Annotated in this window: 21 protein-coding genes; 6 read left to right on the top strand and 15 right to left on the bottom strand. The window is 73.2% G+C overall.

Annotated elements, in window-relative coordinates:
- Positions 1-10 precede the first annotated feature (10 nt).
- Together IF73_RS0122270 and IF73_RS0122265 are read right to left on the bottom strand one after the other, a co-directional pair.
- Positions 11-2,059 carry a glycogen debranching N-terminal domain-containing protein gene (locus IF73_RS0122270; protein ID WP_031010842.1) on the bottom strand — a complete coding sequence of 683 codons (2,049 nt, stop codon included), beginning with the start codon at positions 2,057-2,059 and terminating at the stop codon, positions 11-13.
- Positions 2,060-2,174: 115 nt separating this feature from the next.
- Positions 2,175-3,566, bottom strand: a complete 1,392-nt coding sequence (locus IF73_RS0122265) for a DUF4192 domain-containing protein (protein WP_031010840.1) — start codon at positions 3,564-3,566, stop codon at positions 2,175-2,177.
- Positions 3,567-3,707: 141 nt separating this feature from the next.
- On the opposite strand from IF73_RS0122265, the gene IF73_RS0122260 reads away from it, so the two are divergent.
- The gene (locus IF73_RS0122260) at positions 3,708-5,891 is read left to right on the top strand and encodes a RecQ family ATP-dependent DNA helicase (RefSeq protein WP_031010837.1); all 2,184 of its coding nucleotides are present in this window, start codon (positions 3,708-3,710) and stop codon (positions 5,889-5,891) included.
- Positions 5,892-6,119: 228 nt separating this feature from the next.
- Positions 6,120-6,746 (top strand): hypothetical protein, encoded by a 627-nt coding sequence (locus IF73_RS0122255; protein ID WP_031010835.1) that lies wholly within the window; start codon positions 6,120-6,122, stop codon positions 6,744-6,746.
- Between the two features lie 51 nt (positions 6,747-6,797).
- On the opposite strand, the gene IF73_RS39130 is transcribed toward IF73_RS0122255, so the two are convergent.
- The 3 genes from IF73_RS39130 to IF73_RS0122240 form a co-directional block, all read right to left on the bottom strand.
- A complete protein-coding gene (locus IF73_RS39130; RefSeq protein WP_063833469.1) occupies positions 6,798-7,424 on the bottom strand; it encodes a hypothetical protein in 627 nt (208 codons plus the stop codon).
- A 106-nt stretch (positions 7,425-7,530) separates the two neighbouring features.
- The gene (locus IF73_RS0122245) at positions 7,531-8,238 is read right to left on the bottom strand and encodes a ribonuclease HII (protein WP_031010831.1); all 708 of its coding nucleotides are present in this window, start codon (positions 8,236-8,238) and stop codon (positions 7,531-7,533) included.
- Between the two features lie 84 nt (positions 8,239-8,322).
- Complete coding sequence (locus IF73_RS0122240) at positions 8,323-8,715, bottom strand: TetR-like C-terminal domain-containing protein (RefSeq protein WP_078868191.1); 393 nt, start codon at positions 8,713-8,715, stop codon at positions 8,323-8,325.
- Between IF73_RS0122240 and IF73_RS0122235 the strand changes: the two genes are divergently transcribed.
- Positions 8,709-9,191, top strand: coding sequence for an MFS transporter (locus IF73_RS0122235; protein ID WP_031010828.1), 483 nt, complete (start codon positions 8,709-8,711; stop codon positions 9,189-9,191). The two genes, IF73_RS0122240 and IF73_RS0122235, sit on opposite strands and share 7 nt — an antisense overlap.
- A 61-nt stretch (positions 9,192-9,252) precedes the next feature.
- On the opposite strand, the gene IF73_RS0122230 is transcribed toward IF73_RS0122235, so the two are convergent.
- Genes IF73_RS0122230 through IF73_RS0122220 form a run of 3 tightly spaced genes read right to left on the bottom strand, consistent with a single transcriptional unit; the run spans position 9,253 to position 12,489 of the window.
- Positions 9,253-10,167 (bottom strand): ADP-ribosylglycohydrolase family protein, encoded by a 915-nt coding sequence (locus tag IF73_RS0122230; protein ID WP_031010826.1) that lies wholly within the window; start codon positions 10,165-10,167, stop codon positions 9,253-9,255.
- 12 nt (positions 10,168-10,179) lie between these two features.
- Positions 10,180-10,839, bottom strand: coding sequence for a histidine phosphatase family protein (locus IF73_RS0122225; RefSeq protein ID WP_031010824.1), 660 nt, complete (start codon positions 10,837-10,839; stop codon positions 10,180-10,182).
- A 33-nt stretch (positions 10,840-10,872) separates the two neighbouring features.
- The gene (locus IF73_RS0122220; RefSeq protein WP_031010821.1) at positions 10,873-12,489 is read right to left on the bottom strand and encodes an ABC-F family ATP-binding cassette domain-containing protein; all 1,617 of its coding nucleotides are present in this window, start codon (positions 12,487-12,489) and stop codon (positions 10,873-10,875) included.
- A 91-nt stretch (positions 12,490-12,580) separates the two neighbouring features.
- On the opposite strand from IF73_RS0122220, the gene IF73_RS0122215 reads away from it, so the two are divergent.
- Positions 12,581-13,246 (top strand): TetR/AcrR family transcriptional regulator, encoded by a 666-nt coding sequence (locus tag IF73_RS0122215; RefSeq protein WP_031010818.1) that lies wholly within the window; start codon positions 12,581-12,583, stop codon positions 13,244-13,246.
- Between the two features lie 16 nt (positions 13,247-13,262).
- Here the strand turns inward: IF73_RS0122215 and IF73_RS0122210 are convergent, their stop codons facing one another.
- Complete coding sequence (locus tag IF73_RS0122210; RefSeq protein WP_031010816.1) at positions 13,263-13,868, bottom strand: YdbC family protein; 606 nt, start codon at positions 13,866-13,868, stop codon at positions 13,263-13,265.
- 241 nt (positions 13,869-14,109) lie between these two features.
- On the opposite strand from IF73_RS0122210, the gene IF73_RS0122205 reads away from it, so the two are divergent.
- Positions 14,110-14,640, top strand: coding sequence for a TerD family protein (locus IF73_RS0122205; RefSeq protein ID WP_031010814.1), 531 nt, complete (start codon positions 14,110-14,112; stop codon positions 14,638-14,640).
- 79 nt (positions 14,641-14,719) lie between these two features.
- On the opposite strand, the gene IF73_RS0122200 is transcribed toward IF73_RS0122205, so the two are convergent.
- Positions 14,720-17,617 (bottom strand): vitamin B12-dependent ribonucleotide reductase, encoded by a 2,898-nt coding sequence (locus IF73_RS0122200; RefSeq protein WP_031010811.1) that lies wholly within the window; start codon positions 17,615-17,617, stop codon positions 14,720-14,722.
- Between the two features lie 174 nt (positions 17,618-17,791).
- Positions 17,792-18,298, bottom strand: coding sequence for a transcriptional regulator NrdR (gene nrdR / locus IF73_RS0122195; RefSeq protein WP_031010806.1), 507 nt, complete (start codon positions 18,296-18,298; stop codon positions 17,792-17,794).
- Positions 18,299-18,733: 435 nt separating this feature from the next.
- Between nrdR and lexA the strand changes: the two genes are divergently transcribed.
- A complete protein-coding gene (gene lexA, locus IF73_RS0122190) occupies positions 18,734-19,522 on the top strand; it encodes a transcriptional repressor LexA (RefSeq protein WP_031010805.1) in 789 nt (262 codons plus the stop codon).
- 132 nt (positions 19,523-19,654) lie between these two features.
- On the opposite strand, the gene IF73_RS0122185 is transcribed toward lexA, so the two are convergent.
- From IF73_RS0122185 to IF73_RS42150, 4 genes are all read right to left on the bottom strand, one after another.
- Entirely contained in the window at positions 19,655-21,628 is a 1,974-nt protein-coding gene (locus IF73_RS0122185; RefSeq protein WP_031010804.1) for an ATP-dependent DNA helicase, read from the bottom strand.
- A 50-nt stretch (positions 21,629-21,678) separates the two neighbouring features.
- Positions 21,679-23,496, bottom strand: coding sequence for an IucA/IucC family protein (locus tag IF73_RS0122180; protein WP_031010803.1), 1,818 nt, complete (start codon positions 23,494-23,496; stop codon positions 21,679-21,681).
- 61 nt (positions 23,497-23,557) lie between these two features.
- Positions 23,558-24,235 (bottom strand): GNAT family N-acetyltransferase, encoded by a 678-nt coding sequence (locus IF73_RS0122175; protein ID WP_107049309.1) that lies wholly within the window; start codon positions 24,233-24,235, stop codon positions 23,558-23,560.
- A gap of 98 nt (positions 24,236-24,333) precedes the next feature.
- Positions 24,334-26,297 (bottom strand): IucA/IucC family siderophore biosynthesis protein (locus IF73_RS42150; RefSeq protein ID WP_051717143.1); only part of this gene is annotated, 1,964 nt, incomplete at its 5' end.

Raw genomic sequence — 26,297 nt, 5'->3', positions numbered from 1 at the left:
CCGGCATCCGTCACACCCCCAGCTGCAGACCCTCGGCGGCCTCCTCGACCATACCGAGTCCGAGGCGGCTCACCCGTACGGCGAAGGGTTCGCCGGCGACCACGAGCCCCGAGAACCGGATCGCCCCCAGCGGCGCGGAGGACATCGGCTGGACGGCGACGCTCCCGCCGGGGGCGTCGGGGCGGATCCCGACCAGGGCGGCGAGCGCGTGGACCGCTCCGGCGGCCGCGACGGCGGCGGGCCGGCAGGCGGCCGGGTGCGGCACGGGGTGGGCGCCCGCGGTGCGCTGCTCGCCCGCGTACATCTCGGGCAGCCGGTGGCCGAAGTGCTCGGCGGCGTCGAGGAGGCCCCGCAGCAGGGCGGTCGCCTCCTTCTCGTATCCGGCGGCGGCCAGTCCCGAGACGGCGACGGCCGTCTCGTGGACGCGGACGGCTCCGGCCCGGTGTCCGAACGGGTTGTGGCCCGGTTCCCTGGCGCCGAGGCCGCGCAGCCCCCAGCCCGAGTCGAGCGCCGGGGTGCCGAGCAGCCGGGCGACCTGTTCGGTCTCCGCCCGGTCGAGCAGCCCCTGGGCGTACCGGCCGCCGTCGAGGAGCCCGGTGTCGAGGAGGTGGGCGGCCCATCCGCCGAGCTGGGGCCGGGCGCGCCCCTCCGGCGCCCGGACGGCGGCGGGCCGGCCGCCGGACGGGTCGTCGAGCCAGAAGGCGCCGCGGAACCGCTCGCGGAGGGTGCGGGCCGCCGCCCTGAGGTCGTCCCCGCCGGGACGCCCGCAGGCGTCGAGGAGGTCGGCACCGAGCAGGGCGGCCCGGTGGGCGTGGGCCTGGGTCTCGGCCCGCCAGGGCCCGCCGGGAGCCGGGTCCGGGAGGAGCCCGTCCGCGTCGAGGCCGCGGCGCAGCCAGCCGAGGCAGCGCTCCGCCACCGGAAGGAGCTCGTCGAGGTCGGCCGCGGGGAGACCCCACCGTCGCGCCTCGGCGAGGACGACGGGGAAGGCGAGGGTGGCCTCGACTCCGGTGCAGCGGGGCGGGAGGTGTGGACCGGCGTCCCGCAGCGGGCCGGGGATGCGCCCTGCCTCGGCTCCTGCGGTGAGCTGGGTGCGGCCGAGGGCGCGGAGCGTTGTGACGGCGAGCCGGGTGCCGAGCGGCAGGACCATGCGGGCCGCCCAGAGGGCCTCCGCGGTGACGGGCCCGCAGCGCCACGGGACGCCGGCCGCGAGATGGACGTCGGCGGGGTGCGCGGGATCGCGCTGGAGGAGGGCCCGCAGGTCCTCGACGGAGACGCGGAGCAGTTCCCCGGGCCGGCGGTCGTCGCCTTCCGCCTGCGCCTCGGAGAGCAGGTGGCCGCCGGGGCGCCCGCCGGGCGGGGCCGCGCCGGGGGCCCGCCCGGCGTGGAGGCGGAGGTGAAGGGTGAGTGCGGCGCCGGGGGCGAGATCGGTTTCCCAGCGGAGGACCCCCGCCGCCGCCAGGGCGTCCATGGGCGCCGGGTCGGCCGTGACGGCGACGGACCGTCCGTCGGGGGCGGCCCAGCGGAGACCGGTGCCGTGGACGCTGGCCCTGAGCTCGGGCCGGTCCCTGCCGGACGCGACCGCGGCCAGCTCCGCGAGATCCGTGCCCAGAGCGAGCTCCACCGGGAGGCGGACGGGGCGGGGGGCGGCGCTGCGGAGGGTGATCCGCTCCGCTCCGTCGGCGCCCCGGGAGCGTTCGACGGTGAGCGTCGGGTCGGGACCGGTGTCGCCCGGGACCCGGAGGGCGCCGACGAACACGGCCCGGTCCGCGGCGGCGAGCCGTCCCTGGAGGGGGACGGGCTCGCGTCCGGCGATCCGCAGCACGCTGCGGGAGAGGAGCCGCCGCCCCGACGCGTACACGCCCTCGGGGCCGTGCCCGGTGAGCTGGCCGTGCCGGGGAGAGACGGCGAAGCCGGGCAGGGCCACGCAGAGCAGGGCGTCGTGGACCGGGGGAAGTTCCCCGGGGCGGGTCCCGGGGGTGGCGGGGGCGCCGACCGTGGGAGCTTGCCCGGTGGGCTGTTCCGCCGTGCGTCCGGGGGCCGGGACAGGGCTGAGGACCATGAGGGGTGCGGCGTGCTCTCTGTGCGATCCGGACGGCCGGCAGGGTGTCGGCGGCACGGCTCGCCCGGCTCCGCCACAGACGTGAACGGTCGGGTGGTGTGCGGGGTCACGGTCGTCATCGGCCACTCCTCGTGCCGCGCCGGCCCCCGTGCCGCGGGGCGGGGCCGCCCGGCCGAGTGGAGGCACGCCCGGCAGGCCGCGAACCCGGCGCCCCGCGTCCCCGCCGGACGCCGCCCGCCCCCGCCTTCGGGAGCGCCGGCCGCGGTCCGCCGGGCCGGGCGCCTCGGGTGCGGGTCCGGGTCCGGGTGCGGCGGGCGTGCGCGGCGGCGGTCTTCTCCGCCGCCACGCGGTTCTCCCGTTCGCCGCGCAGGCAGGAGCGTAGCGATTCGGGCGCGAGGCCCTCGTTGCACGCCTGGTGCAGCAGCCGCGCGAAGACGTACTCGGGATCCGCGTCCAGGGCGAGGTTGAGGGCGACGCGCGCGGTGGGTTCGTCGCCGGTGGACCAGGCGGCCCAGCCGGCGAGGGTCAGAGGGGCGGCGGCGTACTCCTGGTAGGGGGCGACACAGCGCCGAGCGAGGACGCGCCAGAGCCGCACGGCGGCGAGGCCCTCGGCTCCCTCCATCCATTCGGCGAGGCGGTCGCGGGCGATCCGGTCCTGGAGCCCGAGGATGACCGCGGCAGCCTCGGCGGGCTCGACGCGGGCGTCGTCGTCGGCGTCGATCGCCGCCTGGCCGCGGCGGACGCCGTCCGGCCCGACCTGGCGCGGCGGTTCGGCGAACCTGCCCAGGAGCCGGCCCGCGAGGGCCAGGGTCGTATCCCGCAGTCGCGCCTTGCCCTGCTCCTCCGCTCCGTCCACGACGAGGGGGACGATCCGGGCCGCGGCGGCATCGAGCGCGGATCGCTGCTGTGCCTCCCCGGGTGCGCCGGTGGGCTTGAAGCGGGCCTCCATCTCCCGCAGCGAGCCGCGCACCTGGATTCCCGCGTACGCCGCCGCGGCGGCCATGACCGAGGTGCCGGTGAGGGCGAGGGGGGTGCCGTCGGGCGGGCAGCAGCGCTCGTCGGGGCAGCAGTACGAGAAGTGGCGGCCGCCGGAGATGCACAGCACCTCGTAGACGGGGATGTCGAGGGCTCCGCAGGCGGTCCGGAGCCGCTGGGCGAGCGGCCGCAGCCGCTCGTAGACCTCGCCGGCGGTCTCGTCGGACGACGGGTCCTGGCAGAGGAAGCCGACGATGCCGTCGGGGGGCGAGGTGCGCTGGGCCGATGTCTCGACGAGACATTCGGCGAGGTGGTCCGCGGTGGAGTCCCACTCGCCGGGCGAGCGGGGAATGCCGATCCTGACCCGGCCGCCGAAGCGTCCGTTCGCGCCGTGCAGGGCGACGAGCACGATCGAATCGGTCGGGTGGAAGCCGAGGACGAACGGCAGGGCGTCGGCGAGCTCGGCGGCGCTGCGCAGGGTGATCTGCTGGCCTCGGGTGGATGCGCTGATTTCGTGGTGGTTCGCGTTCATGGCGAGGACCGTCTCGTGATCTCCGATTTCCGACAACCCCTGTGGATAACTAACTCATACGACCTGATGAACCGATATGCACTGTCCACAGATCGCCGGCGCGTTCGCCGAATGTCCGAGGCATCGGGTTGCATGGGACGCATGACCCACGCAGACCTCCCGGAAGACCGCGCAGCGCTCCGCACCGCCGCCGACGCCGTACTGGCCCGACTCGTCGGAGACCCGACCGGCACGGCGAGACTCCGTGAGGACCAGTGGCGCGCCATCGAGGCGCTGGTCGCCGACCACCGCAGGGCGCTGGTCGTCCAGCGGACCGGCTGGGGCAAGTCCGCCGTGTACTTCGTGGCGACCTCCCTGCTGCGCGAGCGCGGCAGCGGGCCCACGGTCATCGTGTCGCCGCTGCTCGCGCTCATGCGCAACCAGGTGGACGCGGCGGCCCGGGCGGGAATCCGGGCGCGCACGATCAACTCGTCGAACTCGGAGGAGTGGGAGAGCGTCCAGGAGGAGATCGCCGCCGGCGAGGTCGACGTCCTGCTCGTCTCCCCCGAGCGGCTGAACAATCCGGACTTCCGCGACCAGGTCCTGCCGCGGCTGGCCGCCGCCACGGGACTACTGGTGGTGGACGAGGCGCACTGCATCTCCGACTGGGGACACGACTTCCGGCCCGACTACCGACGGCTGCGCACCATGCTGGCCGACCTTCCGGCCGGAGTGCCGGTGCTCGCGACCACCGCCACCGCGAACGCCCGGGTGACCGCGGACGTCGCCGAACAGCTCGGCACCGGCGCGGGCACCGACGCCCTCGTCCTGCGCGGCCCGCTGGACCGCGAGTCGCTCAGCCTCGGCGTGGTCACCCTGCCGGACGCGGCCCACCGCCTGGCCTGGCTCGCCGACCACCTCCACGAGCTGCCCGGCTCCGGCATCGTCTACACGCTGACCGTCGCGGCGGCCGAGGAGGTCACGGCCTACCTCCGCCAGTGCGGGCACACGGTCGCCTCGTACACCGGACGCACGGAGAACGCGGACCGCCAGCAGGCCGAGGAGGACCTGCTGGCGAACCGGGTGAAGGCGCTGGTGGCGACCTCGGCGCTCGGCATGGGCTTCGACAAGCCGGACCTCGGCTTCGTCGTGCACCTCGGCTCGCCGTCCTCCCCCATCGCGTACTACCAGCAGGTCGGCCGCGCCGGACGTGGGGTGGAACACGCGGAGGTGCTGCTGCTGCCGGGCAAGGAGGACGAGGCGATCTGGCAGTACTTCGCCTCCGTCGCCTTCCCGCCGGAGGAACTGGTGCGCCGGACCCTCGCCGTGCTCGCCGACGCGGGCCGGCCGATGTCGCTGCCCGCCCTCGAGCCGCTGGTCGAACTGCGCCGGACCCGGCTGGAGACCATGCTCAAGGTCCTGGACGTGGACGGCGCCGTGCGGCGCGTCAAGGGCGGCTGGGAGAGCACCGGACAGCCGTGGGTGTACGACACCGAACGGTACGCGTGGGTGGCCCGACAGCGTTCCGCCGAGCAGCAGGCGATGCGCGAGTACGCCACCACGACCGGCTGCCGCATGGAGTTCCTGCGGCGCCGGCTGGACGACGAGGCGGCCGCGCCCTGCGGTCGCTGCGACAACTGCGCGGGCCCACGGTTCGACCCGAAGGTGACGGGCGCGGCGCTGGACGCGGCCCGGGGCGAACTGGGCCGTCCCGGCGTGGAGGTGGAACCGCGCCGGATGTGGCCGACGGGGCTGGCCGCCGCGGGAGTCGATCTGAAGGGCCGCATCCCGGCGGGCGAGCAGGCGTTCGCCGGCCGTGCCCTCGGACGGCTGTCGGACATCGGCTGGGGCAACCGGCTCCGGCCGCTGCTGGCCGAGTCGACGCCGGACGGGCCGGTGCCGGACGATGTGGTGCAGGCCGTGGTCCAGGTGCTCGCCGACTGGGCGAAGGGGCCCGGCGGTTGGGCGTCCGGCGGCTCCGACGCCCCGCCGCGGCCGGCCGGTGTGGTCACGGTCGCCTCGCGGCGGCGCCCGGCCCTGGTCGGCTCGCTGGGCGCACGGATCGCCGAGATCGGGCGGATGCCCCTGCTCGGAGCGGTGGAGTACGTGCCCGAGGCGGAGAACACGCACCTGTCCCGGACCAACAGCGCCCAGCGCGTGATCGGGCTGCACCGGGCCCTGGAGGTGCCGCCCGGAGTCGCTGAGCGGGTGGCCGCGGCCGGCGGTCCCGTGCTCCTGGTGGACGACCTGTCCGACACCGGCTGGACCCTGGCCGTGGCCGCCCGGCTGCTGCTCCGTTCCGGAGCGGAAGGAGTCTTTCCTCTGGTGCTCGCCGTTCAGGGTTGAGAAGGGTTGGGGAACGGCGAGTGAATACTGGGTAACTGGGCAGGGATATCAGTGGCATAACGGTTCATTACCGTCAGCCGCCTCAATTGCTCGTTGCCGCCCCCGCTCGGGCCAAGCCAGAATTGGGGAACCGCCCCACACGGCTCGAAGCGGTCCGGAAGGACTGTGCCGTGCTGCGCCCTCACCCGACCTTGCCCGCCTCGCGGGCGCGTATCCGAAGGGAGGACCGTGACCCTCGGATTCGCTCCGTCCACCACCTCGCTCGGCTCGAACTCCGCCTCTGCGAGCCGTCTCGCCCGGATGGTGGAGCCGGCCGACTGGGCCGCGGCCGGAGTTCCCTTGCTGCGCAGTCCGCGTGAGGTCGTGAGCGGACTGCACTCCCGCCATCGTCCCCTGCCCACGACCGCGGTCGTGGCGGTGCTCGACCACGAGGAGCGGCTCACCGCGAGCGCCTCGTTCGTCCGCCGCCCCGGCCCCGCCGACGGGTGGGAGTTCCGGAACGCCCTCCTCGCCCATCTGCGGCGCGTGGTGCCGCACGACCTCCGGCGCCGCACCCCGGTGCGGACCGCGGTGCTGGTGTACTGCCGTGACGGTGACGAGCGCTGGACGGAGGAGGACGGAGCCTGGATGTGGGGGCTCCGCGACGCCTGCACGCTCCACGGACTGCGCTGTGGCGCGTACATCACCCTGACCAAGGCCGGCTGGCAGGTCTTCGGCGAGGGCCGGGGCGGCCGTCGGCCGAGCTCGGACTCCGCTCCGCTCGCACTCGGCGAGCCGAACGACGAGCTCGGTCACCTCACGCCGAGGACGGCGGGCGGAGCGGCCGAGCCCCTGCGCAGGGCCGCGGCGCGCTGAACCGTCCGCCGCTCCGCCGGGCCGCTGTCGGTCCGGCGGAGACGCGACCGGTCAGACCCCGGCGCCGAGCACCGCGGTGACGCGCTGCGAGTCACCGCAGACCACGAGCAGCGCACCCGCTCGCGACCGGGCGACCGGAAGCGCGCGGGCGACCGCCTCGTCGTCACCGCCGTTGACGGCGACGATCACCACGGGACGGGAGGCGACGCGGTCCACGGAGGCGGCGTCCGCGAAGAACACGTCCTCGGCGGAGTCCTGCTGGGCCCAGTAGGCGGCCTCGCCGAAGGACAGCTCGTGCGCGGCCCAAGGGTGGCGGTCACCGGTGGTGAGCACCAGGACGTCGCCGGGTGACCGGCCGCTGTCCAGGAGCAGATCGAGGGCCTCCTCGGCGGCGTCGAGGGCGCCGTCGACCGGGGCCGGGATGAGCTGGAGCTGCGGGCCACCGTCAGCGGAACGATTCTCCGCACGGTTCTTGGCAGCGGGCGGACCCGGGACGGGCCGCGGGGCCGGCGGGGCGGGGCGGGCCGAACCGGGGCCCGGCCGACCGGGACGCGGGGAGGCCGCCGAACGCGGACCGGGTACGGGACGTGGGGTCGGCGCGGGGCGGCCGGCGGCCGCGGTGGCGCTAGGACCCTGGGCGCTCTCGTGAATCTGAGGCTCCTCGGGAGAGAGAGGCATGGGTGGATGTCTATCAAATGCCGTTTCGGACGGCACCGTCGGGTGGGCACACACGTGCGCCCCCGGTCCGTCGGGGCCTCGTCGGTGAGGCCCCGCGGCCGGAAGATCAGAAGTCGAAGCCGAGTTGGCCCCCACTCTCCAGAGCGGCCGCCTCCGCGGAGAGACGGACCTTCTTGAGGTGGCGCCATCGGGGCATGGCGTCCAGATAGGCCCAGGAGAGCCGGTGGTACGGGGTGGGCCCCAGCTCCTCGAGCGCGGCCTTGTGGACCGGCGAAGGGTAGCCCGCGTTGGCCGCGAAACCGTAGCCCGCACAGTCGGGGCCGGCCTCCAGCTGGGCCATCAGGGCGTCCCGCCGCACCTTGGCGATGACGGAGGCCGCGGCGACGGCGATGCAGGACTGGTCGCCCTTGATCACCGTGCGGACCTGCCAGGGGCTGCCGAGGTAGTCGTGCTTGCCGTCGAGGATGACCGCGTCCGGTCGGACCGGGAGGCCGTCGAGGGCCCGGACGGCCGCGAGGCGAAGGGCCGCGGTCATCCCGAGTTCGTCGATCTCCTGCGGGGACGCCTCGCCGAGCGCGTAGGCGGTGACCCAGCGCTCCAGCTCGGCGGCGAGCTCGCCGCGCCGCTTCGGGGCGATCAGCTTGGAGTCGGTCAGTCCCTCGGGGGGACGGCGCAGACCGGTGACGGCCGCGCACACGGTGACGGGCCCGGCCCACGCCCCGCGTCCGACCTCGTCGACCCCGGCGACGATCCTGGCGCCCGTGGTGGCTCGGATCGACCGCTCGACGGTGTGAGTAGGGGGTTCGTACGGCATGGCGCCTGACAGGTTACGCCGCCGGGTACCGCGTGCGGTACCCGGATTCCCGTCAAGCGCTCCGCCTCCCTGCCGCGGGCCCGGTCAGGCCGGCGCCGAGCGCACCAGCGGAACCATGATCCGGTCGATGACATCGGCCATCTCGGCGTCGGTCCATTCGCTGCCGCACACCTTGGAGCGGTACGTCATCAGCGCCGGGATGACGTCGAGCACGAGATCGTCGAGGGCGTCGGCACGCACCTCTCCACGTGCGATGCCACGCTCCAGGACGTGGGCGAAGAGCCGTTTCGACAGCCCGACGACTCCCGTCTCGATCAGGGTGCGGAAGCGCAGGGAGGCTTCCTCGTCGCACTCGTGAAGCACCGCGCGCAGGGCCGGGCCGGGGCGCGAGTTCATCACGTCGCGGACGCGGCGGCAGAGCTCGTACAGCTCGTCGCGGACGCTGCCGAGGCCGGGGGCCTCGTCGAGCCGTGGCAGTCCGGCGGTTCGCGCAGGAGCCCTGGCAGCTTCTCGCCGCCCGGGCCCTGCAGGGCGTGGGCGGCGCGATCGCCTCGCCGACCTCGCTCGCCCTGATCACCACCAGGTTCCCCGAAGGGCCGGAACGCAACCGGGCGTTCGGCGTCTTAAACGCCACGCAGCAGGTGGGCGGCTCGCTGGGCCTGTCCATCCTGGTGACGGTCTTCGGCACGGCGAGCCGCACCGAGGGCGAGAAGCAGGTGGCGGACTTCCTCGCCACCGCGACGCCGGAGCAGCAGGCCGAGTTCCTGCGTACGAAGGAGGTCCCGGCGCCGTGGAGCCACGAGGTGCTGAGCTCGGGCATCGCGACCGCCTTCACCGCGGGCGTGGCGATGGTCGCGGTCGCGCTGCTCGCCGCGGTCCTGGTGATCCGGGTCCGCAGAAGCGACCTGGAAGCGCTCAGCGGCACGGCCGAGGCCGCGGGCCCCGTCGCCTGACGGCCGGAACGACGGCCGATGCGGCTGCCCGGACGCCGTGGGGTCCGGGCAGCCGTCGCGCTCAGCTCCGGGCCGTACCCTGCGGCACCCAGGCCGGTAGGGCCTCGGTCCGGTCCAGCCAGTCGGCCGGGGGCGCGCCCGCCGCCGAGGAGGCCACCACGCCGCCGGCGATGGCGCAGGTCGTGTCGACGTCCCCGCCGACCTGCGCCGTCGTCCAGAACGTCGTCTCGAAGTCGCCCAGTCCGCGGGCCGCCGACCAGAGGGCGAACGGCACCGTGTCATGAGCGCTGGTCCGCCGGCCGCTGCCGAGCACCGCCGCGACGGTCCCGGCGTCGCCGTAGTCCAGCATGTCGCGGGCCCTGCGCAGCCCGGCGCCGACCGCGCTGCGCGGGACCAGGGCGATGACCCCGTCGAGTAGCGCCTCGGAGGTGGGCGGACCCGTGGGCGCGGCCGCGAGGGCGGCCGCCGCAGCGACGGCCATGGCACCGACGACGGCCTCGCGGTGCTGGTGGGTGGGGTAGGAGGAGATCTCGGCCTGATGGGTGGCCTGCTCGGGGTCGTCGGCGTACCAGGCGCCGAGCGGGGCGATGCGCATCGCGGCGCCGTTGCCCCAGGAGCCCTGTCCGTTGAAGAGCGCCGCGGCCAGTTCGCGCCAGTCGCCGCCCTCCCGGATCAGCCGGAGCATCCGGTTGACGGCGGGGCCGTAGCCCCGGTCGAAGTCGTGGTGTTCGGCGAAGGAGGAGGCCAGGGCGTCCTGGTCGATGCGGTCGTGTCGGGCGAGGACGGCGAGGACGGAGCAGGCCATCTCCGTGTCGTCGGTCCACTGCCAGGAGCCGGGCGGCAGTTCGCGCCGCTTCAGGAGGGGGTAGTGCGCGGGGACGAAGAACTGGGAGCCCAGGGCGTCCCCCACGGCCAGTCCGCGCAGACTGGCGAGGGCGCGGTCGAAGCGCCGGTCGAATGAGGAGTCAGCGGTCATCGGTGCGCCACTCTATCCGGTGGGGCCGTACGGTTCCGGGGTACACCAGCGTTCGAACGGGCGGTCCAGCCGATAGCGTCCGTCCTCCCCGAGGAGCAGGACCCGGGTCTCGGCGTTGCCCGGATTCGACAGTGATTCGAACTCCGCCACGCTCCAGTGGAACCACCTCATGCAGAAGAGCCGCATGGTCAGACCGTGGGTGACCAGCAGGACGTTCGGCGGGTGGTCGGGGGCTTCGAAGCTGCGGTAGAGGCTCTCCAGGAAGGCCCCGACCCGGTCGTAGACGTCGGCTCCCGACTCCCCCTGGGCGAACCGGTAGAAGAAGTGTCCGTACGCGTCCCGGTAGACCTTCTGGAGCCGGACGTCCTCGCGGTCCTGCCAGTTGCCCCAGTCCTGCTCCCGCAACCTCGGCTCCTCCCGCACCCTGACCCGTCCGGGCGGCAGCCGGAAGGCGTGCAGGGTCTCGTGGGTGCGGCGGTAGGGCGACACGTACACGCTGACCGCCTCGTCGCCGAAGAGCTCCCTGAGCTGCTCCCCCGTCGCCTCGGCCTGTCGCCGCCCGGTCTCGGTGAGCCGGAGGGCATGGTCCGGCTCCCGTTCGTAGACGGTGTCGTCGACATTGCCTTCGGACTCTCCGTGCCGTACGAGAACGATGCGCCGCGGTCGTGCCATGCTCCGACCCTAGAGGGAGCCGCCCCGTTCGGCTCAGTCGAGGAGGCGGCCGGAGTCCATCCGGCGTATCCGTCCGGTGAAGCCGCGCCGCACCGCGCGGTCGTGCGAGACCACCACAAGGGCGCCGGGCCACTCCGCCAGGGCCTGCTCCAGCTCCTCCACCAGGCCGAGGGCGAGGTGGTTGGCGGGCTCGTCGAGCAGCAGCAGGTCGGCGGGACGGGCCAGCAGGCGGGCGAGCGCGAGCCTGCGCCGCTGCCCCGCCGAGAGGGCGCCGACGGGCACCGTGAGGTCGGCCGGCCGGAACAGCCCGTACGACAGGATCCGTTCGGCCAGGCCGTCCTCGTCGAGCCCGAGTCCCAGTCCGTGCCCGAAGGCCGCGAGGAGCGGCTGGGCCGGCCGGCTGACGGTGACCTCCTGGGCCAGGAAGCCGATCCTGCCGCGGCGGCGCACCTCGCCCCGGTCGGGCGCGAGCTCGCCGGCCATGACCCGCAGCAGGGTGGACTTGCCCGCGCCGTTGCCCCCGTGGATCAGGAGTCGTTCGCCCGCCGCGAGGGCCAGGGTGTCGACGGCGAGACGATCCACGACCCCGACCCCCTCCAGGGCGAGCAGTTCGCCCCGGACCGCTCCGGTCTCGGGGCGGGCGGTGAAGGCGAGGGGCGGGGCCGGTTCGGCGACCGGTTCCTCCCTGAGCCGTCGCAGTCTCTCCCGGGCGTTGCGGACCCGGCCGGACACGGATGCCTGGACGCGGCCGGCGGCCCGGTCGTACGCCATCTTGTTGTTGTCCTTCATGCCCCGGCCCGCCGCCACCGCGTGGGCCGTGCCCTCCGCGTACGCCTCCAGTCGTTCGGTCTCGGCGCGCCACTCCTCGAACTCCTGGCGTCGTCGTCGCCGCTCGGCCTCACGGGCGGCGCGGAAGCCCGCGTACCCCTCGCCGTGGCGGACGAGGGCCCGGCGGTCGGTGTCGACCTCGACGAGCGCGGTGGTGACGCGCTCCAGGAAGACGCGGTCGTGGGAGACGGCGACGACGGTGCCCCGGTGGCCGCGGAGGGCTTCCTCCAGCCAGTCGAGCGCGGTGGCGTCGAGGTGGTTGGTGGGTTCGTCGAGGAGGAGTACCTCGGGGGCGGCCGCGACGGCGCAGGCGATGCCGAGCCGGGCCTGTTCCCCGCCGGAGAGGCTGCCGAGTCGGCGGTCGCGCGTGATGTGGGCGATCCCGAGGGCGTGGAGCGCCTTGTCGATGCGGGCGTCGGCCTCGTATCCGCCGCGGAGCTCGTACGCGGTGAGCAGTTCCCCGTACGCGGCGAGGTCGTCGGCGTCACCGGCGTCCAGCCGGGCTTCCAGGGCGCGCAGCCTCAGTTCCATGGCGCGGAAGTCGGCCAGGGCCGAGTCGACGGCGTCGGCCACCGTGGCATCGGCCGGCAGGTCGGGGGTCTGGCGGAGGAGCCGCAGTCCGCCGTCGGCCTGGACGACGATCCGTCCCTCGTCCGGCGTGTCCGTGCCGGCCAGCAGATGGAGCAGGGTCGACTTGCCCGCGCCGTTCTCCCCGACGATCCCGACCCGCTCGCCGGGGCGAACGGAGAGCGAGACGCGGTCGAGGAGTATCCGCTCCCCGCGGGAGACGGTCACGTCGTGGAGCGAGATCTGTGCGGGCATGGCACCTCCCGGAGCGAGGGTAAACACAACACCTGTTGCGTTAATGTCGAGTGTGGCACACTCGAAGCCACTAATGCAACGGGAGTAGCAATTGAACGACTCGATCGAGGATCCGGACGCACCCGCACCCGGCAGCCGACGCCCCGGCGGCCGCACCGCCCGCACCCGGGCCGCCGTCCGCGACGCCGTCCTCACCGGGCTGGCCGAACACGGTTACCCCGCCCTGACGGTGGAGTACGTGGCGGAGCACTCCGGGGTGCACAAGACGACGCTCTACCGCCGCTGGGGCGGGGTGGAGGGCATGGTGGCCGACGCCCTCGACCTCGCGGGGGAGGACGACTGGACCCCGCCCGACACCGGCGGCCTCGCCGGTGACCTGCGCGCCCTCGCCCGGGAGGTCGTCGAGGGCTTCGAGGACCCCGCCGGGGCGGCCGCGCCCACCGCCTTCGTCGGCGCGGCGTTCCAGTCGCCGCGCGCCGCCGACGCCCTGCACTCCTTCTACACGGAGCGGTTCCGCCGCTGCGAAGCGGTCGTGACCCGGGCCGTCGACCGCGGCGAGGCCCCCGCCGCGACGGACGCCGGCGCGGTGGTCCGCGCCGTCTCGGCCCCCCTCTTCCTCCGCCTCTTCGTCACCCGCGAGCCCGTCGACGGGGAACTGGCCGACCAGGCGGCCGACGCCGCCCTGGCGGCCGTGAAGGCAGGCGTCTTCACCCGGCGGACGGAGGCGACGGCCGCCGGCTCCGCGGGAACGCCGTAGCGCGAGGGCTGAACGCTCAGACGGTCCAGGTGGGTTCGAGCCGCACCACATCACCCGAGAGGGCGGCCACGTCGGCCTCGGTCTGCGCCCGCAGGCCGAGGCGTTCCACCCGCTCCTCTCGGTACTTGCCGTGCTCCGCGACGGAGTTCCAGAGCGAGAGCACCAGGAACTCGTGACCCGGCGCCTCGCCGAACAGTCCCCGCAGCATGCCCGGGGAACCGGCCATCGCCGGGTTCCACACCTTCTCCTGCATCAGCGCGAAGTGCTCCACGCGCTCCTCGTGGACACGGCAGTGCGCCACCCGTGCCACGTCCGCGTCGGAGAACTTCGGCTCGAAACCGGTCTTCACGTCGAAGCGGTGGTCGAAGAGCTTGACCTGGGCGTCCTTGTACGTGCCGGACTGCGCCGCGGCCAGCCGGTCGTGCGAGCGGGCCATGAAGGAGTCGTAGAAGGCCCGGCTCTCCCAGAAGGAGAAGACGTGCGCGATCTCGGGACGGGCCCGGCTCCAGCCGCCGCCCTGCCCCCGGAAACCCGGCTCCCCGAGCAGCCCCGCCCACTTCCGCTGCCCCCGCTCGAACCCTCGACGGTCCACGACGGCGCAGCGAATCCACTTGACCAGCACCGCGCCATCGTACGGGTCGGAGGAGCGCCCCGGCAGACCGTCCTCACAGATGGAGGACCCGTGTGAACCCCCGTCAAGCACCCTTCGTTTCCCGCCAGTCGGGCGTCGAGATCCGGCACGTCCGCGCCCGGGAACCGCACTCGGCGGCCCGCGCCCGCCCAACTGTCGTAGCTGCGTGACACCATGAAGAAAGACCCGGTACGACGGGTTCTCGCGGGGACACGGGGAAAGGGGAGACACCGTGAGCGGACTCAACAAGGGCGTCGGCAAGGTCGAGGTGGCGCTCAAGTGGGATCCGGCGCCGGCGGGCGCGCCGGCGCACGACCTGGATCTCGTCGCCGCCGTCTTCACCGCCGACGACCCCCACGGCACACCCGCCCAGCTCGTCCACTTCGGCAGCCGCTCCCCCGACGGGACGATCACCCTCCAGCGCGACAGCCGTACGGGCCAGGGCTTCGGCTACGACGAGGCGATGACGCTCGAACTGGACCGGCTGGCCGAGCGGTACACCCGCGTGGTGGTCGGCGTGGTGATACAGCAGGGCGGCGGCCGGGTGACCTTCGGCCGGATAGCCCATGCGTCGGTCCGTGTCAGCGAGGGCTACACGGAACTGCTGACGTACGACTTCGGTGGCGTCGCCGAAGCCACCGCCGTGACCGTCGTCGAATTCGTCCGCGGCGCCACCACCGGCTGGACCTTCCGCTCCCTGCAGCGGGGCTTCGACACGGACCCGCAGTCCTTCGGCTCCCTGATGGGCACGGCGCGCGCCTGAGCCCACGCCCCGGGCACGCCGAAGGGGACCGGCCGACGGCCGGTCCCCTTCGTCAGTCACTCGTCAGCCGCGGCAGGTCTCAGCTGCAGCCGCTGGTCGAGCCGCAGCCCTCGCAGATGTAGCAGGAGCCGGCGCGCTGCATCTTCGTACCGCAGGAGAAGCAGAGCGGGGCGTCGGCGCTGATGCCGAGCTGCATCTCGACGAGCTCCGCCGAGGTGTGCGCCTGCTTCGGGGCCGGGACCTCGGCCTTGACGACCGGGGCCGGGGCGGCGACGGCCTTCAGCTCCGTGGCGACCGGGGCGGACTGGGCCAGCCCCTCGACGTCGACGTCGTCCTCGGACGGCTCGTAGGAGCCGGTCTCCAGGTGGCGCTGACGCTCCTCGGCGGAGTGGATGCCGAGGGCCGAGCGGGTCTCGAAGGGCAGGAAGTCCAGCGCCAGGCGGCGGAAGATGTAGTCGACGATCGACTGCGCCATCCGCACGTCCGGGTCGTCGGTCATGCCGGCCGGCTCGAAGCGCATGTTGGTGAACTTCGAGACGTAGGTCTCCAGCGGCACGCCGTACTGCAGACCGACGGAGACGGCGATGGAGAAGGCGTCCATCATGCCGGCGAGGGTCGAGCCCTGCTTCGACATCTTCAGGAAGACCTCGCCGAGACCGTCGTCCGGGTAGGAGTTGGCGGTCATGTAGCCCTCGGCACCGCCGACGGTGAAGGAGGTGGTGATCCCCGGGCGGCCCTTCGGGAGGCGCTTGCGGACCGGGCGGTACTCGACGACCTTCTCGACGGCCTCGCGGATCGTCGCCTCGGTCTTCGCGGTCACCTCGGCCTTCTCGTCCTCCTTCTTCTTGGCGGAGAGCGGCTGGCCGACCTTGCAGTTGTCGCGGTAGATCGCGAGCGCCTTGACGCCCATCTTCCACGCCTCGAAGTAGACCTCCTCGACGTCCTCGACCGTGGCCGTCTCCGGCAGGTTCACGGTCTTGGAGAGGGCACCGGAGATCCACGGCTGGATGGCGGCCATCATGCGGACGTGGCCCATCGCGGAGATGGAGCGCTCGCCCATGGCGCAGTCGAAGACCTCGTAGTGCTCGGTCTTGAGGCCGGGGGCGTCGATCACGTTGCCGTGCTCGGCGATGTGGGCGACGATCGCCTCGATCTGCTCCTCCTGGTAACCCAGGCGGCGCAGGGCCTGCGGGACGGTGCCGTTGACGATCTGCATCGAGCCGCCGCCGACGAGCTTCTTGAACTTGACCAGGGCGAGGTCGGGCTCGAGGCCGGTGGTGTCGCAGGACATCGCGAGACCGATGGTGCCGGTCGGGGCGATGACCGACGCCTGGGCGTTGCGGAAGCCGTTCTTGGCGCCGAGGCGGACCACGTCCTGCCACGCCTCGGTGGCGGCGGCCCAGATCGGCGAGTCCAGGTCGTCCATGCGGACGGCCTTGTCGTTGGCGTCGGCGTGCTGCTTCATGACGCGCTGGTGCGGCTCGGCGTTGCGGGCGTAGCCGTCGTAGGGGCCGACGACCGCGGCGAGCTCGGCGGAGCGCTTGTACGAGGTGCCGGTCATCAGGGAGGTGATGGCGCCGGCGAGAGCGCGGCCGCCCTCGGAGTCGTACGCGTGGCCGGTCGCCATCAGCAGGGCGCCGAGGTTGGCGTAGCCGATGCCGAGCTGGCGGAAGGCGCGGGTGTTCTCGCCGATCTTCTGGGTCGGGAAGTCGGCGAAGCAGATGGAGATGTCCATCGCGGTGATGACGAGCTCGACGACCTTGGCGAAGCGCTCGACGTCGAAGGACTGGTTGCCCTTGCCGTCGTCCTTGAGGAACTTCATCAGGTTCAGCGAGGCGAGGTTGCAGGACGTGTTGTCCAGGTGCATGTACTCGCTGCACGGGTTCGAGCCGTTGATGCGGCCGGACTCGGGGCAGGTGTGCCAGTGGTTGATCGTGTCGTCGTACTGGATGCCCGGGTCGGCACAGGCCCACGCGGCCTCGGCCATCTTGCGGAAGAGCGACTTGGCGTCGACCTCCTCGATGACCTCGCCGGTCATGCGGGCACGCAGGCCGAACTTGCCGCCGGACTCCACGGCCTTCATGAACTCATCGTTCACGCGGACGGAGTTGTTGGCGTTCTGGTACTGGACGGACGTGATGTCGTCGCCGCCCAGGTCCATGTCGAAGCCCGCGTCGCGGAGGGCGCGGATCTTCTCCTCCTCCTTGACCTTGGTCTCGATGAAGTTCTCGATGTCCGGGTGGTCGACGTCGAGGATGACCATCTTGGCGGCGCGGCGGGTGGCGCCACCGGACTTGATCGTTCCTGCGGAGGCGTCGGCGCCGCGCATGAAGGAGACCGGGCCGGAGGCGTTGCCGCCGGAGGACAGCAGCTCCTTGGAGGAGCGGATACGGGAGAGGTTCAGGCCGGCGCCGGAGCCGCCCTTGAAGATCATGCCCTCTTCCTTGTACCAGTCGAGGATCGACTCCATGGAGTCGTCGACGGACAGGATGAAGCAGGCGGAGACCTGCTGGGGCTGCGGCGTGCCGACGTTGAACCAGACCGGCGAGTTGAAGCTGAAGATCTGGTGGAGCAGGGCGTAGGTCAGCTCGTGCTCGAAGATCTCCGCGTCGGCGGGCGAGGCGAAGTAGCCGTAGTCCTCGCCGGCCTTCGTGTAGGTCTTCACGATGCGGTCGATCAGCTGCTTGAGACCGGTCTCACGCTGCGGGGTGCCGACGGCCCCGCGGAAGTACTTGCTGGTGACGATGTTGACCGCGTTCACCGACCAGAAGTCGGGAAACTCGACGCCGCGCTGCTCGAAGTTGATCGAGCCGTCGCGCCAGTTGGTCATGACGACGTCACGGCGCTCCCAGTTCACCTCGTCGTACGGATGCACGCCGGGGGTGGTGTGGATGCGCTCGATCCGCAGGCCCTTGCTCGCCGCCTTGGCTCCCTTGGTGCGGGAACCACGTGCCGGGCCGCTCGCCGTCTCTGTCATGCCGCCTCCCATATACGGGCAAAACACCCTTTGGCGCCCAGATAATCCCAGAGCACCGTCGTCTGTACTACGTTCTGTACTGCTTGACCCACGGGGACCGCACAGGTCGCCCGGGGCAGGTCTTCACGGCCGTACCACGGCCGGTGGCCGGGCCCACGAGGGCCCGGATCGCCGTCAGTCGGCGGCGCCGGCGGGAACGGGCACCTCGGGCGCGCCGGTCCCGCTGTTCTCAGCGGGAGGCCGCACGCGGAGTTCCGCGATGGCGGCCTCGAAGTCTTCGAGTCCCTCGAACGCCTTGTAGACGGAGGCGAAGCGCAGGTACGCGACGAGGTCGAGCTCCTGCAGCGGTCCGAGGATGGCCAGACCCACGTCGTGGATGGTCAGCTCGGCACTGCCGGTGGCGCGCACCGCCTCCTCGACCCGCTGGCCGAGCTTGGCCAGGGCGTCCTCGGTGACCGGCCGCCCCTGGCACGCCTTGCGGACGCCGGAGATGACCTTGGTGCGACTGAAGGGCTCGGTGACGCCGGAGCGCTTGACCACCATGAGCGAACACGTCTCCACCGTGGTGAAACGGCGGGCGCAGTCGGTGCACTGGCGGCGGCGTCGGATCGACGTGCCGTCATCGGTGGTACGGCTGTCCACGACCCGGCTGTCGGGGTGCCTGCAGAAGGGGCAGTGCATCGGTTACGACCCTCTCCTCATGGCACGACTGAACAGCCTCGCGCGGCCCGTCAGGGCCCTCGAAGCGACCACCAGCATAGGCGATGGACGACGCCCCGGCAGACCGGGGACCACTATCCCTGGGTGGCCGATGACATCCAACCACTAGATCTTGGGTTGGGAAGGTTGCGACACCCCCGCGTGTCGCGGGCACCCCGGAGCCGCGTCGGTGCTCCGCGGATGGGAGACTGGGAGGGCGCGCCGGGGCCCGGGAACCCAGCGGCGAAGGCTACCGTAAGGGCGGGACCGGCCCCCGGGGACCCACTCCCATACACCCCCACCCGCACACTCGTAAGGCAATCTGCGGATTTTCACTCGAACGTGTGTTTGGCGCAACCTTTCGAAAGCTACTACCGTTGTGCCAGCCAGGGAGACCATTCGAGAGGGGCCGACGACGTGACCACCACCGCAGACAGCGCCACCATCACCGCCCAGGACCGCTCCCAGGGCCGACTCGAGCCGGTGCACGCCATGAACGACACAGCCATGAACGGAGAGGAGCCCGGGCGTCCCGCCCGCGCCCTCCCCGGCAGGCCGCCAGGCATCAGGGCCGACAGCTCCGGTCTCACCGACCGCCAGCGCCGGGTCATCGAAGTCATCCGCGACTCGGTCCAGCGGCGCGGCTACCCGCCGTCGATGCGCGAGATCGGCCAGGCGGTGGGCCTGTCCAGCACGTCGTCCGTGGCCCACCAGCTGATGGCCCTGGAGCGCAAGGGCTTCCTCCGCCGCGACCCGCACCGCCCCCGGGCGTACGAGGTCCGCGGTTCGGACCAGCCGAGCACCCAGCCGACCGACACCACGGGCAAGCCGGCCGCTTCGTACGTGCCCCTGGTCGGCCGGATCGCGGCCGGCGGCCCCATCCTGGCCGAGGAGTCCGTCGAGGACGTCTTCCCCCTCCCCCGGCAGCTCGTCGGCGACGGCGAGCTCTTCGTCCTCAAGGTCGTCGGCGACTCCATGATCGAGGCCGCCATCTGTGACGGCGACTGGGTCACCGTCCGCCGCCAGCCCGTCGCGGAGAACGGCGACATCGTCGCCGCCATGCTCGACGGCGAGGCCACGGTCAAGCGCTTCAAGCGCGAGGACGGGCACGTCTGGCTGCTGCCGCACAACGCCGCGTACCAGCCCATCCCCGGCGACGAGGCGACCATCCTCGGCAAGGTCGTCGCCGTTCTGCGGCGGGTCTGACCCACCTCGCCGGCTCCGACCGGGCCCCGGGAACCACTGCGCCGGTCCCGGGGCCCGCTGTACGTCTCGCGCTCCTGGCTCGCCTCCGGCCCCGGTATCCACCGGGGCCGTGGCGCGTCCGCTGCCCGAAGCTCAGGCGCCGTTCGCCTTCGCGGCCGCGTCGATCGCCGCCAGCGACTTCCGCACCTGGTTGCGGTCGGTCGTGTACCAGAAGTCGGGCATGGACGCCTTCAGATAGCTGCCGTACCGCGCGGTGGCGAGCCGCTGGTCCAGTACGGCCACCACGCCCCGGTCGCCCGTCGCCCGGACCAGACGGCCCGCGCCCTGGGCCATCAGCAGCGCCGCGTGCGTCGCCGCCACCGCCATGAAGCCGTTCCCCCCTGCTTCCTCGACCGCCTTCTGGCGGGCGCTCATCAGCGGATCGTTGGGGCGCGGGAACGGGATCTTGTCCATGACGACCAGCTGACAGCTGGCACCCGGCACGTCCACGCCCTGCCAGAGCGACAGGGTGCCGAACAGACACGTCCGCGGGTCCGCCGAGAAGTTCTTGATCAGCTCGCCCAGGGTGTCCTCGCCCTGGAGCAGGATGGGGAACTCGGGGATCCGGCTGCGCAGCTCCTCCGCCGCCAGCTGGGCCGCCCGCATCGAGGAGAAGAGCCCCAGGGTCCGCCCGCCCGCCGCCTGGATCAGCTCCGTCAGCTCGTCCAGCATGTCGCCCCGGTCGCCGTCCCTGGCCGGCTTGGCCAGGTGCTTGGCGACGTACATGATGCCCTGCTTGGGGTAGTCGAACGGGGAGCCGACGTCGATGCCCTTCCAGACGGGCAGGTCGTCCCCCGTGGTGCCCTCGGGCGCGAGGCCCAGGGAGGCGCCCACCCCGTTGAAGTCGCCGCCGAGCTTGAGCGTGGCCGAGGCGAGGACGACAGAGCGCTCGGCGAAGAGCTTCTCCCGGAGCAGCCCGGAGACCGAGAGCGGCGCGACCCGCACCGAGGCGCCGAAACGGTCGTGGCGCTCGTACCAGACGACGTCGTACTCGGAGCCCTGGGTGATCCGCTCCGCCACGCCGTGCACGGTCTCGACCGAGGCCATCGCCTGCTTGCGCACCGCGTCCTCGTCCTGCACGGACCGGTCCCGGGTGTTCCCCAGCGAGGTGATCACGGCGCGGGCCGCGTCCCGCAGCGCCGCCAGCGCGTACGCCAGGTCCTCCGGCAGCTTCTCCAGGCGGCCCGGCAGCGCCAGCTCCATGACCCGCTCGAAGCCCTCCGCGGCGGTCTGGAGCTGGTCGGCGACCTTCTCGTCCACGAGCTTGGCGGCCCGGCGCACCGCCCGGTTCACCTGGCCCGGGGTGAGCTCGCCGGTGGCGACACCGGTGACCCGGGAGACCAGCTCGTGGGCCTCGTCGACGATCAGCACCTCGTGCTGGGGCAGCACGGGGGCGCCTTCGATCGCGTCGATCGCGAGGAGGGCGTGGTTGGTGACGACGACGTCGGCGAGCTTGGCACGCTCGCGTGCCGCCTCGGCGAAGCACTCGGCCCCGTAGGCGCACTTGCTCGCGCCGAGGCATTCCCGGGAGGAGACCGAGACCTGGGCCCAGGCCCGGTCGGAGACGCCGGGCGTGAGGTCGTCCCGGTCGCCGGTCTCCGTCTCGTCCGCCCAGTCGCGCAGCCGGAGGAGGTCCTGACCGAGCTTGCTGGTGGGCGCGGCCGCCTCGAAGGGGTCGAACAGGCCGTCCTCCTCGTCCTGCGGCACCCCCTCGTGGAGGCGGTGCAGGCACAGGTAGTTCGACCGGCCCTTGAGCATGGCGAACTGGGGGCGGCGGCGCAGCTGCGGGTGGAGCGCGTCGACCGTCCGCGGCAGGTCACGCTCGACGAGCTGGCGCTGGAGCGCCAGCGTGGCCGTGGCCACCACCACCCTCTCCCCGTGCGCGAGCGCCGGCACGAGGTAGCCGAGCGACTTTCCCGTGCCGGTGCCCGCCTGGACGAGCAGGTGGGAATTGTCGTCGATGGCCTCGGCCACGGCCTCGGCCATGGTGACCTGGCCGGGCCGCTCGGTGCCGCCGACGGCGGCGACGGCGGCGTGGAGGAGGTCGGGGAGGGATGGCTTCGTCATAGCGTTCCCAGCCTACGGGGCGGCACCGACAGCGGGGGTACGCACCGGGATCACGCCAGGGGGTTGGGGACGGTGCCGTGTACGGCGGCGTGGGGGCGGTCGGAGCGGTCCCGGTAGCCGTCCATGTGCAGCCGGTTGCGGTTGAGACAGAGCCGTTCGATCCGTGGGGTGAGCAGGTCGAAGAGCTCGAACCGGTCCTTCAGCTCGGGGAACCGCTCCTGGTGGCGGAGGATCTCGGCGCGGACGAGTGCCCAGAAGTCGGCTTCGGAGATGTCCAGTTGCTCCTCGCACAGCGGGGCGAGGTAGCGGAAGACGCCGACGAAGAGCCCCGAATGGATGAACTGGGTGAGGAAGCCGGGCTCCTCGGTGAGGAGGACGGCGCGGACGTCGTCGGGCATGGCGTCGTGTTCGGGGAGCGGGTGGGCGCTGATGTTGACGTCGTCGACGAAGTCCTTGATCGCCAGGCGGACGGGGACGTCCTGCTCGTCGTAGACGACGATCGCGTTCTCGCCGTGCGGGGAGAAGACCGTGCCGTAGCGGTAGAGGAAGTGGAGCAGCGGCGGCAGCAGGGCGGCGAAGAGCCGCCGCAGCCAGGCGGCGGGGGCCAGTCCAGAGCGCTCGACGAGTTCGGCGACGAAGGCGCGGCCGTCGGGATCGGTGTGCAGCAGCGAGGCTAGGGTGCGGGCGCGCTCGCCGGGCGGCAGGCGGAGCGGTTCGCGCCAGATCGCACCCAGGAGTTCCTTGTACTGGTACGGGACTTCGGGGAGCCGGTCGTAGAGGGGGTGCTCGACCGTGACGGAGGCGACCTCGCCGAGGAGGATCACGCCGCACTCGCGGTGGAGGAAGGGGTCGGCGTCGCGCAGGCTGTGGACCCAGGCGGTGACGGCGGGCGCGGCGAGGGTGCGCTCGGTGGGGAGTCCGCGCCAGACGAGGGTGTTGAGCACGGAGAGCGGCAGCTTGACGGTGTGCCGGTCGGGCCGGCTGGTGTTGAGGAAGGTACGGATGGACTGCTGCGGCAGGCGGAGGTCACCGTCGGCGGGGAGCGGGACGACGGCTCCGGATGCGATGGCGGGGGCGAAGAGCGGGAGCAGGATCTCGTCCCACTGCCAGGGGTGGACGGGGAGCAGCAGATAGGCGTCGGGATCGAGGCCGCGGGCGGCGAGTTCGGCGCGGAAGGCGTCCTGGACGGGCGGGTCGAGTTCGCGGGCGTACAGGCGGTCGGGGGTGTCGAGCCCGGTCACGCCGCGGTAGGCGGCGAGGCGGTTGCTCACCGCGATCCACGGGAGCCGGGTGGCGCGGCGGGCCTCGGGGGCCCAGCGGGCGGCGTCGCCGGCGGAGAAGCCGATGCGGCCCTTGTTGAGGACCAGCCAGGGGTGTCCGGTCTGGTGGCCTTCGAGTTCGGCGTACGGGAGGTCGGCGAGGCGGTCCGCGGTGAGGGCGGTGTGGTCGAGGCGGGCCTCGGCGGCGAGGGTGGCGGAGAGTTCGCGGATGAGGTGCCCGAGGGTGGCGCCGTCGAGTCCGAGGAGGCGGCGGGCGCGGACGAGGAAGGCGAGGGGGTCGGTCAGCGGCCGGTCGTCCAGGGTGATCGTGTCGGGCGCGACGCGCCAGCCGCCGTAGGCCCCGCGGCGGGCGGTGAAGGTGAGGTCGGCGCCGTCGTCGAGGGTGAGGACGTACCGGTCCGCGGTGTCGCCGTCGGCGGGGACGGGTTCGACGATCTCCTCGTAGGCGAACTCGCCGAGGGCCTTGGCGAGGGTGCGGGCGGCGGCACGGGTCCAGGCGGTGGGATTGAGCTCGGGGGGCGCGAGCAGCTCGGGGTCGGGGGCCGCCGCGGGTCGTACGGAGTCGTGGGGTGCTGGGGACGTCGTCACAAAGACTCCTCGAAATCGGGAACCGCTGTGGGTCGAGCGGTGTATCAAAGACAGAGAGTGGTCACAGAGCGTGACGAACGGGCCGGTCGCGGATCATGAGCGCGGCTCGTTTGTCGGGCAGTTCGATTTCCGCCGCGTAGCGGAAGCCGGCGCTGAGGAAGGCCGAGACAGAGGGGGTGTTGCGGATGTCGGGTTCGGCGACGACGCGGGTGCAGTGGGGACGGTGGGCGAGGACGAGATCGGCGACCGCGCGCAGGAGTGCGGTGCCGATGCCTCGGCCTCGGTCCGCGGCGCCTCCGAGGAGGAGATGGATACCCGTGTCGTGCGGACGGGCCGGGTAGGCGCGGGCGAGCGGGTCGAGGTCGGCGCGGTAGAGCTCGAAGTAGCTCATGGGGGTGGAGTCGAGCACGCCGAGGCAGGGGACGCTGCGGCCGTCGCCTTCGAGCTGGGCGCGAATGTGGTGAGCGGTGACGAAAGCGGGTCCCGCGAGTTTCCAGAATGCGGAGACGGCGGGGTCGTTCATCCACCGCGTGATCAGGGACAGGTCATCGGCCGGGCGGACGGGGGCGAGGCGGAAGGGGCCGAAGGGGGTGTCCGCCGACGCCCAGGAGGCGACCGAGTCGAGCAGGTCGCCGTCGAGGCGGCCGGCGAGGGCGGAGCCGGTGGTGCCGGTGGTGCCGGTGTCCGAGGCGGCGGCCGTGGTGCCGGATTCGAGGCTGGGGTCCGGATGTGGGGACATGGGGTGGGTCTTCCGGGGTCGGGCGTCCCTTCGGTGGGTGGTGGAGGGACGCGCGGAGGGACGCGGGCGTGGGCGGCGGGTGGTGGGCCGCCCGGGGCTCATGGGCGGAGGGGGTTGGTGATGGTGACGTAGACGGACTGGGTGTCCACGGGGCCGACGAGTTCGTCGAGGCCGTGGAGACGGGTGAGGAGGTTGGCCTTGCTGCGGAGGGTGGCCGCTTCGAGGAGGCGGTGCGGGAGCGGGGAGCCGAGGCCGGTGGCGGAGGTGAGGAAGGAGCGGAAGGCGGCGAGCAGGATCCGCTCGTCGGCGAGGTGCTGGGCGCCGAAGGCGCCGATCAGGCCGAGGACGTTGTTGATGCCGAGGTAGTAGGCGAAGCGCTCGTCCGTGACCTGGTCGGAGACGAAGGTGTCGCTGTGGGCGCCGATGCCGGGGAGACGGGCCTCCAGCTCGGCCCGGTGGGACTCGCGGAAGTAGTAGCCCTGGTTGTCGCGGTAGCGGCCGCCGGCGGGCCAGCCGTCGGGGTCCAGGAGGACGAGGGTGTTCTGCTGGTGGGCTTCCAGGGCGATGCCTGCGTGGCCGTCGAGCCACAGGATCGGGCGGACGACCTGGTCGAGGTAGCGGAGGAACCACTCGGCGGAGACGGCGGCGACGGGGCGGCCGGTGTGGGCGGCGAGGCGGCCGATGAGGTCGGCGAGCCGGGAGCTCATGCCGGTGGCCCCAGACGCGGCGGTCCCGGGACCGGCGGTCCCGGGACCGGTGGCCCCAGGCCCGGTGGTTCCGGGACCGGTGGCCCCAGGCCCGGCGGTCCCGGGACCGGTGGTTCCGGGACCGGTGGTCTCGGGCCAGGGGCGGGGCGCGGTGAGGGCCGCGAGGCAGACGGCGTCGTCCCCGGGGCCGAAGGGGTTGTGCCGGATCATCAGGTCGAGTCCGGGGACGGGGGTGCCGTCGGGGGTGTCGACGGCGAGCCAGGCGGGGTCGCGGACGATGTCGAAGCCGGGGTGGGCGGCCTGCCACTCGTCGACGAGGCCGGTCCGCAGGAGGCGGTGGACCTCGACGCCGCGGTGGAGCTCCTTGCGGAGGTTCTCGCGGCGGGAGTTGGTGATGCGCAGGCCGAGGGAGAGCTTGAGCATGGCGCGGGCGCCGGGGCGGTGGACGGTGCGGACGGAGGAGGTGGGGTGCCAGTGGCTGCCGTGCGGGCCGAGGTCGTGGAGGAGGCCCCTGTCGAGGAGGGCGCGGATGTCGGGGCGGTGGAGGAGTTCGCGGGCCTGCCAGGGATGCAGGGGCAGGGGGGCGGTGCCGGCGGGGTGGGTGAGCCCTTCGGCCAGGCCGGCGGTGAGCTGTTCGGCGGTGACGGCGCGGCCCTGCTCCGTCCAGGCGGAGTCGGAGACGAGGAGGGAGTGGTCGACGGCGAACCAGTGCAGGGGGAAGGAGCCGTGGAGTTCGGGCGAGTAGAGCCGGGCCTCGGCCTCGGAGAGTCCTTCGCGGCTCTTGGGGGTGGGGTGGAGCGGGTGGCCGAGGAGGAGGGACTGTTCGGCGGCGAGGAAGAGGTCGGCGTCGGGGTGGGGCCGGGGGTCGCGGCGGCGGGCGGCGAGGAAGTCGGCGGTGCGTCGGGCGGAGTCGGCGACGCGACCGACCAGCTCGGTGGCCTCGGGGCGGCCGGTCTCGCGGCTGAGGAGGGCGGCGAGGGTGACGGCGTCGACGGCCGGGGCCGTGGAGGGGAGGCCCTCCAGGGTGGGGGCGCCGAAGCGGTGCCAGCCGGTGGGAGACCAGTAGCGGACGGGGACGAGGAGGGCGGTGCCGCTGGCGTCGAGGGGGACGCGGAGGGTGGAGGTGTCGGGGGCGGGGAGGTTCTTCTCCCGGATCCAGCAGCGGAGGAGGTTCTCGACGGCGGCGGTGTCGGCGGCCCGCTGGGGGTCGGGGTCGTCCAGCGGGTCGGCGGCGGGGGCACCGGACCGGTGAATGCCGGCGGCCGGGGCGGCGGCCGGGGCGGTGTCGCCGGGGCGGGACGGCCGGAGGGGGGCGGGGCCGGTGTGCTGGCGCGGGACCGTGGGCTCCTCGGTGG

Origin of the sequence: Streptomyces sp. NRRL F-5727, assembly GCF_000719555.1 — a bacterium.
In the GTDB taxonomy this organism is placed as follows: Bacteria; Actinomycetota; Actinomycetes; order Streptomycetales; family Streptomycetaceae; genus Streptomyces.
This window is presented reverse-complemented; position numbering and strand designations above follow the sequence as displayed.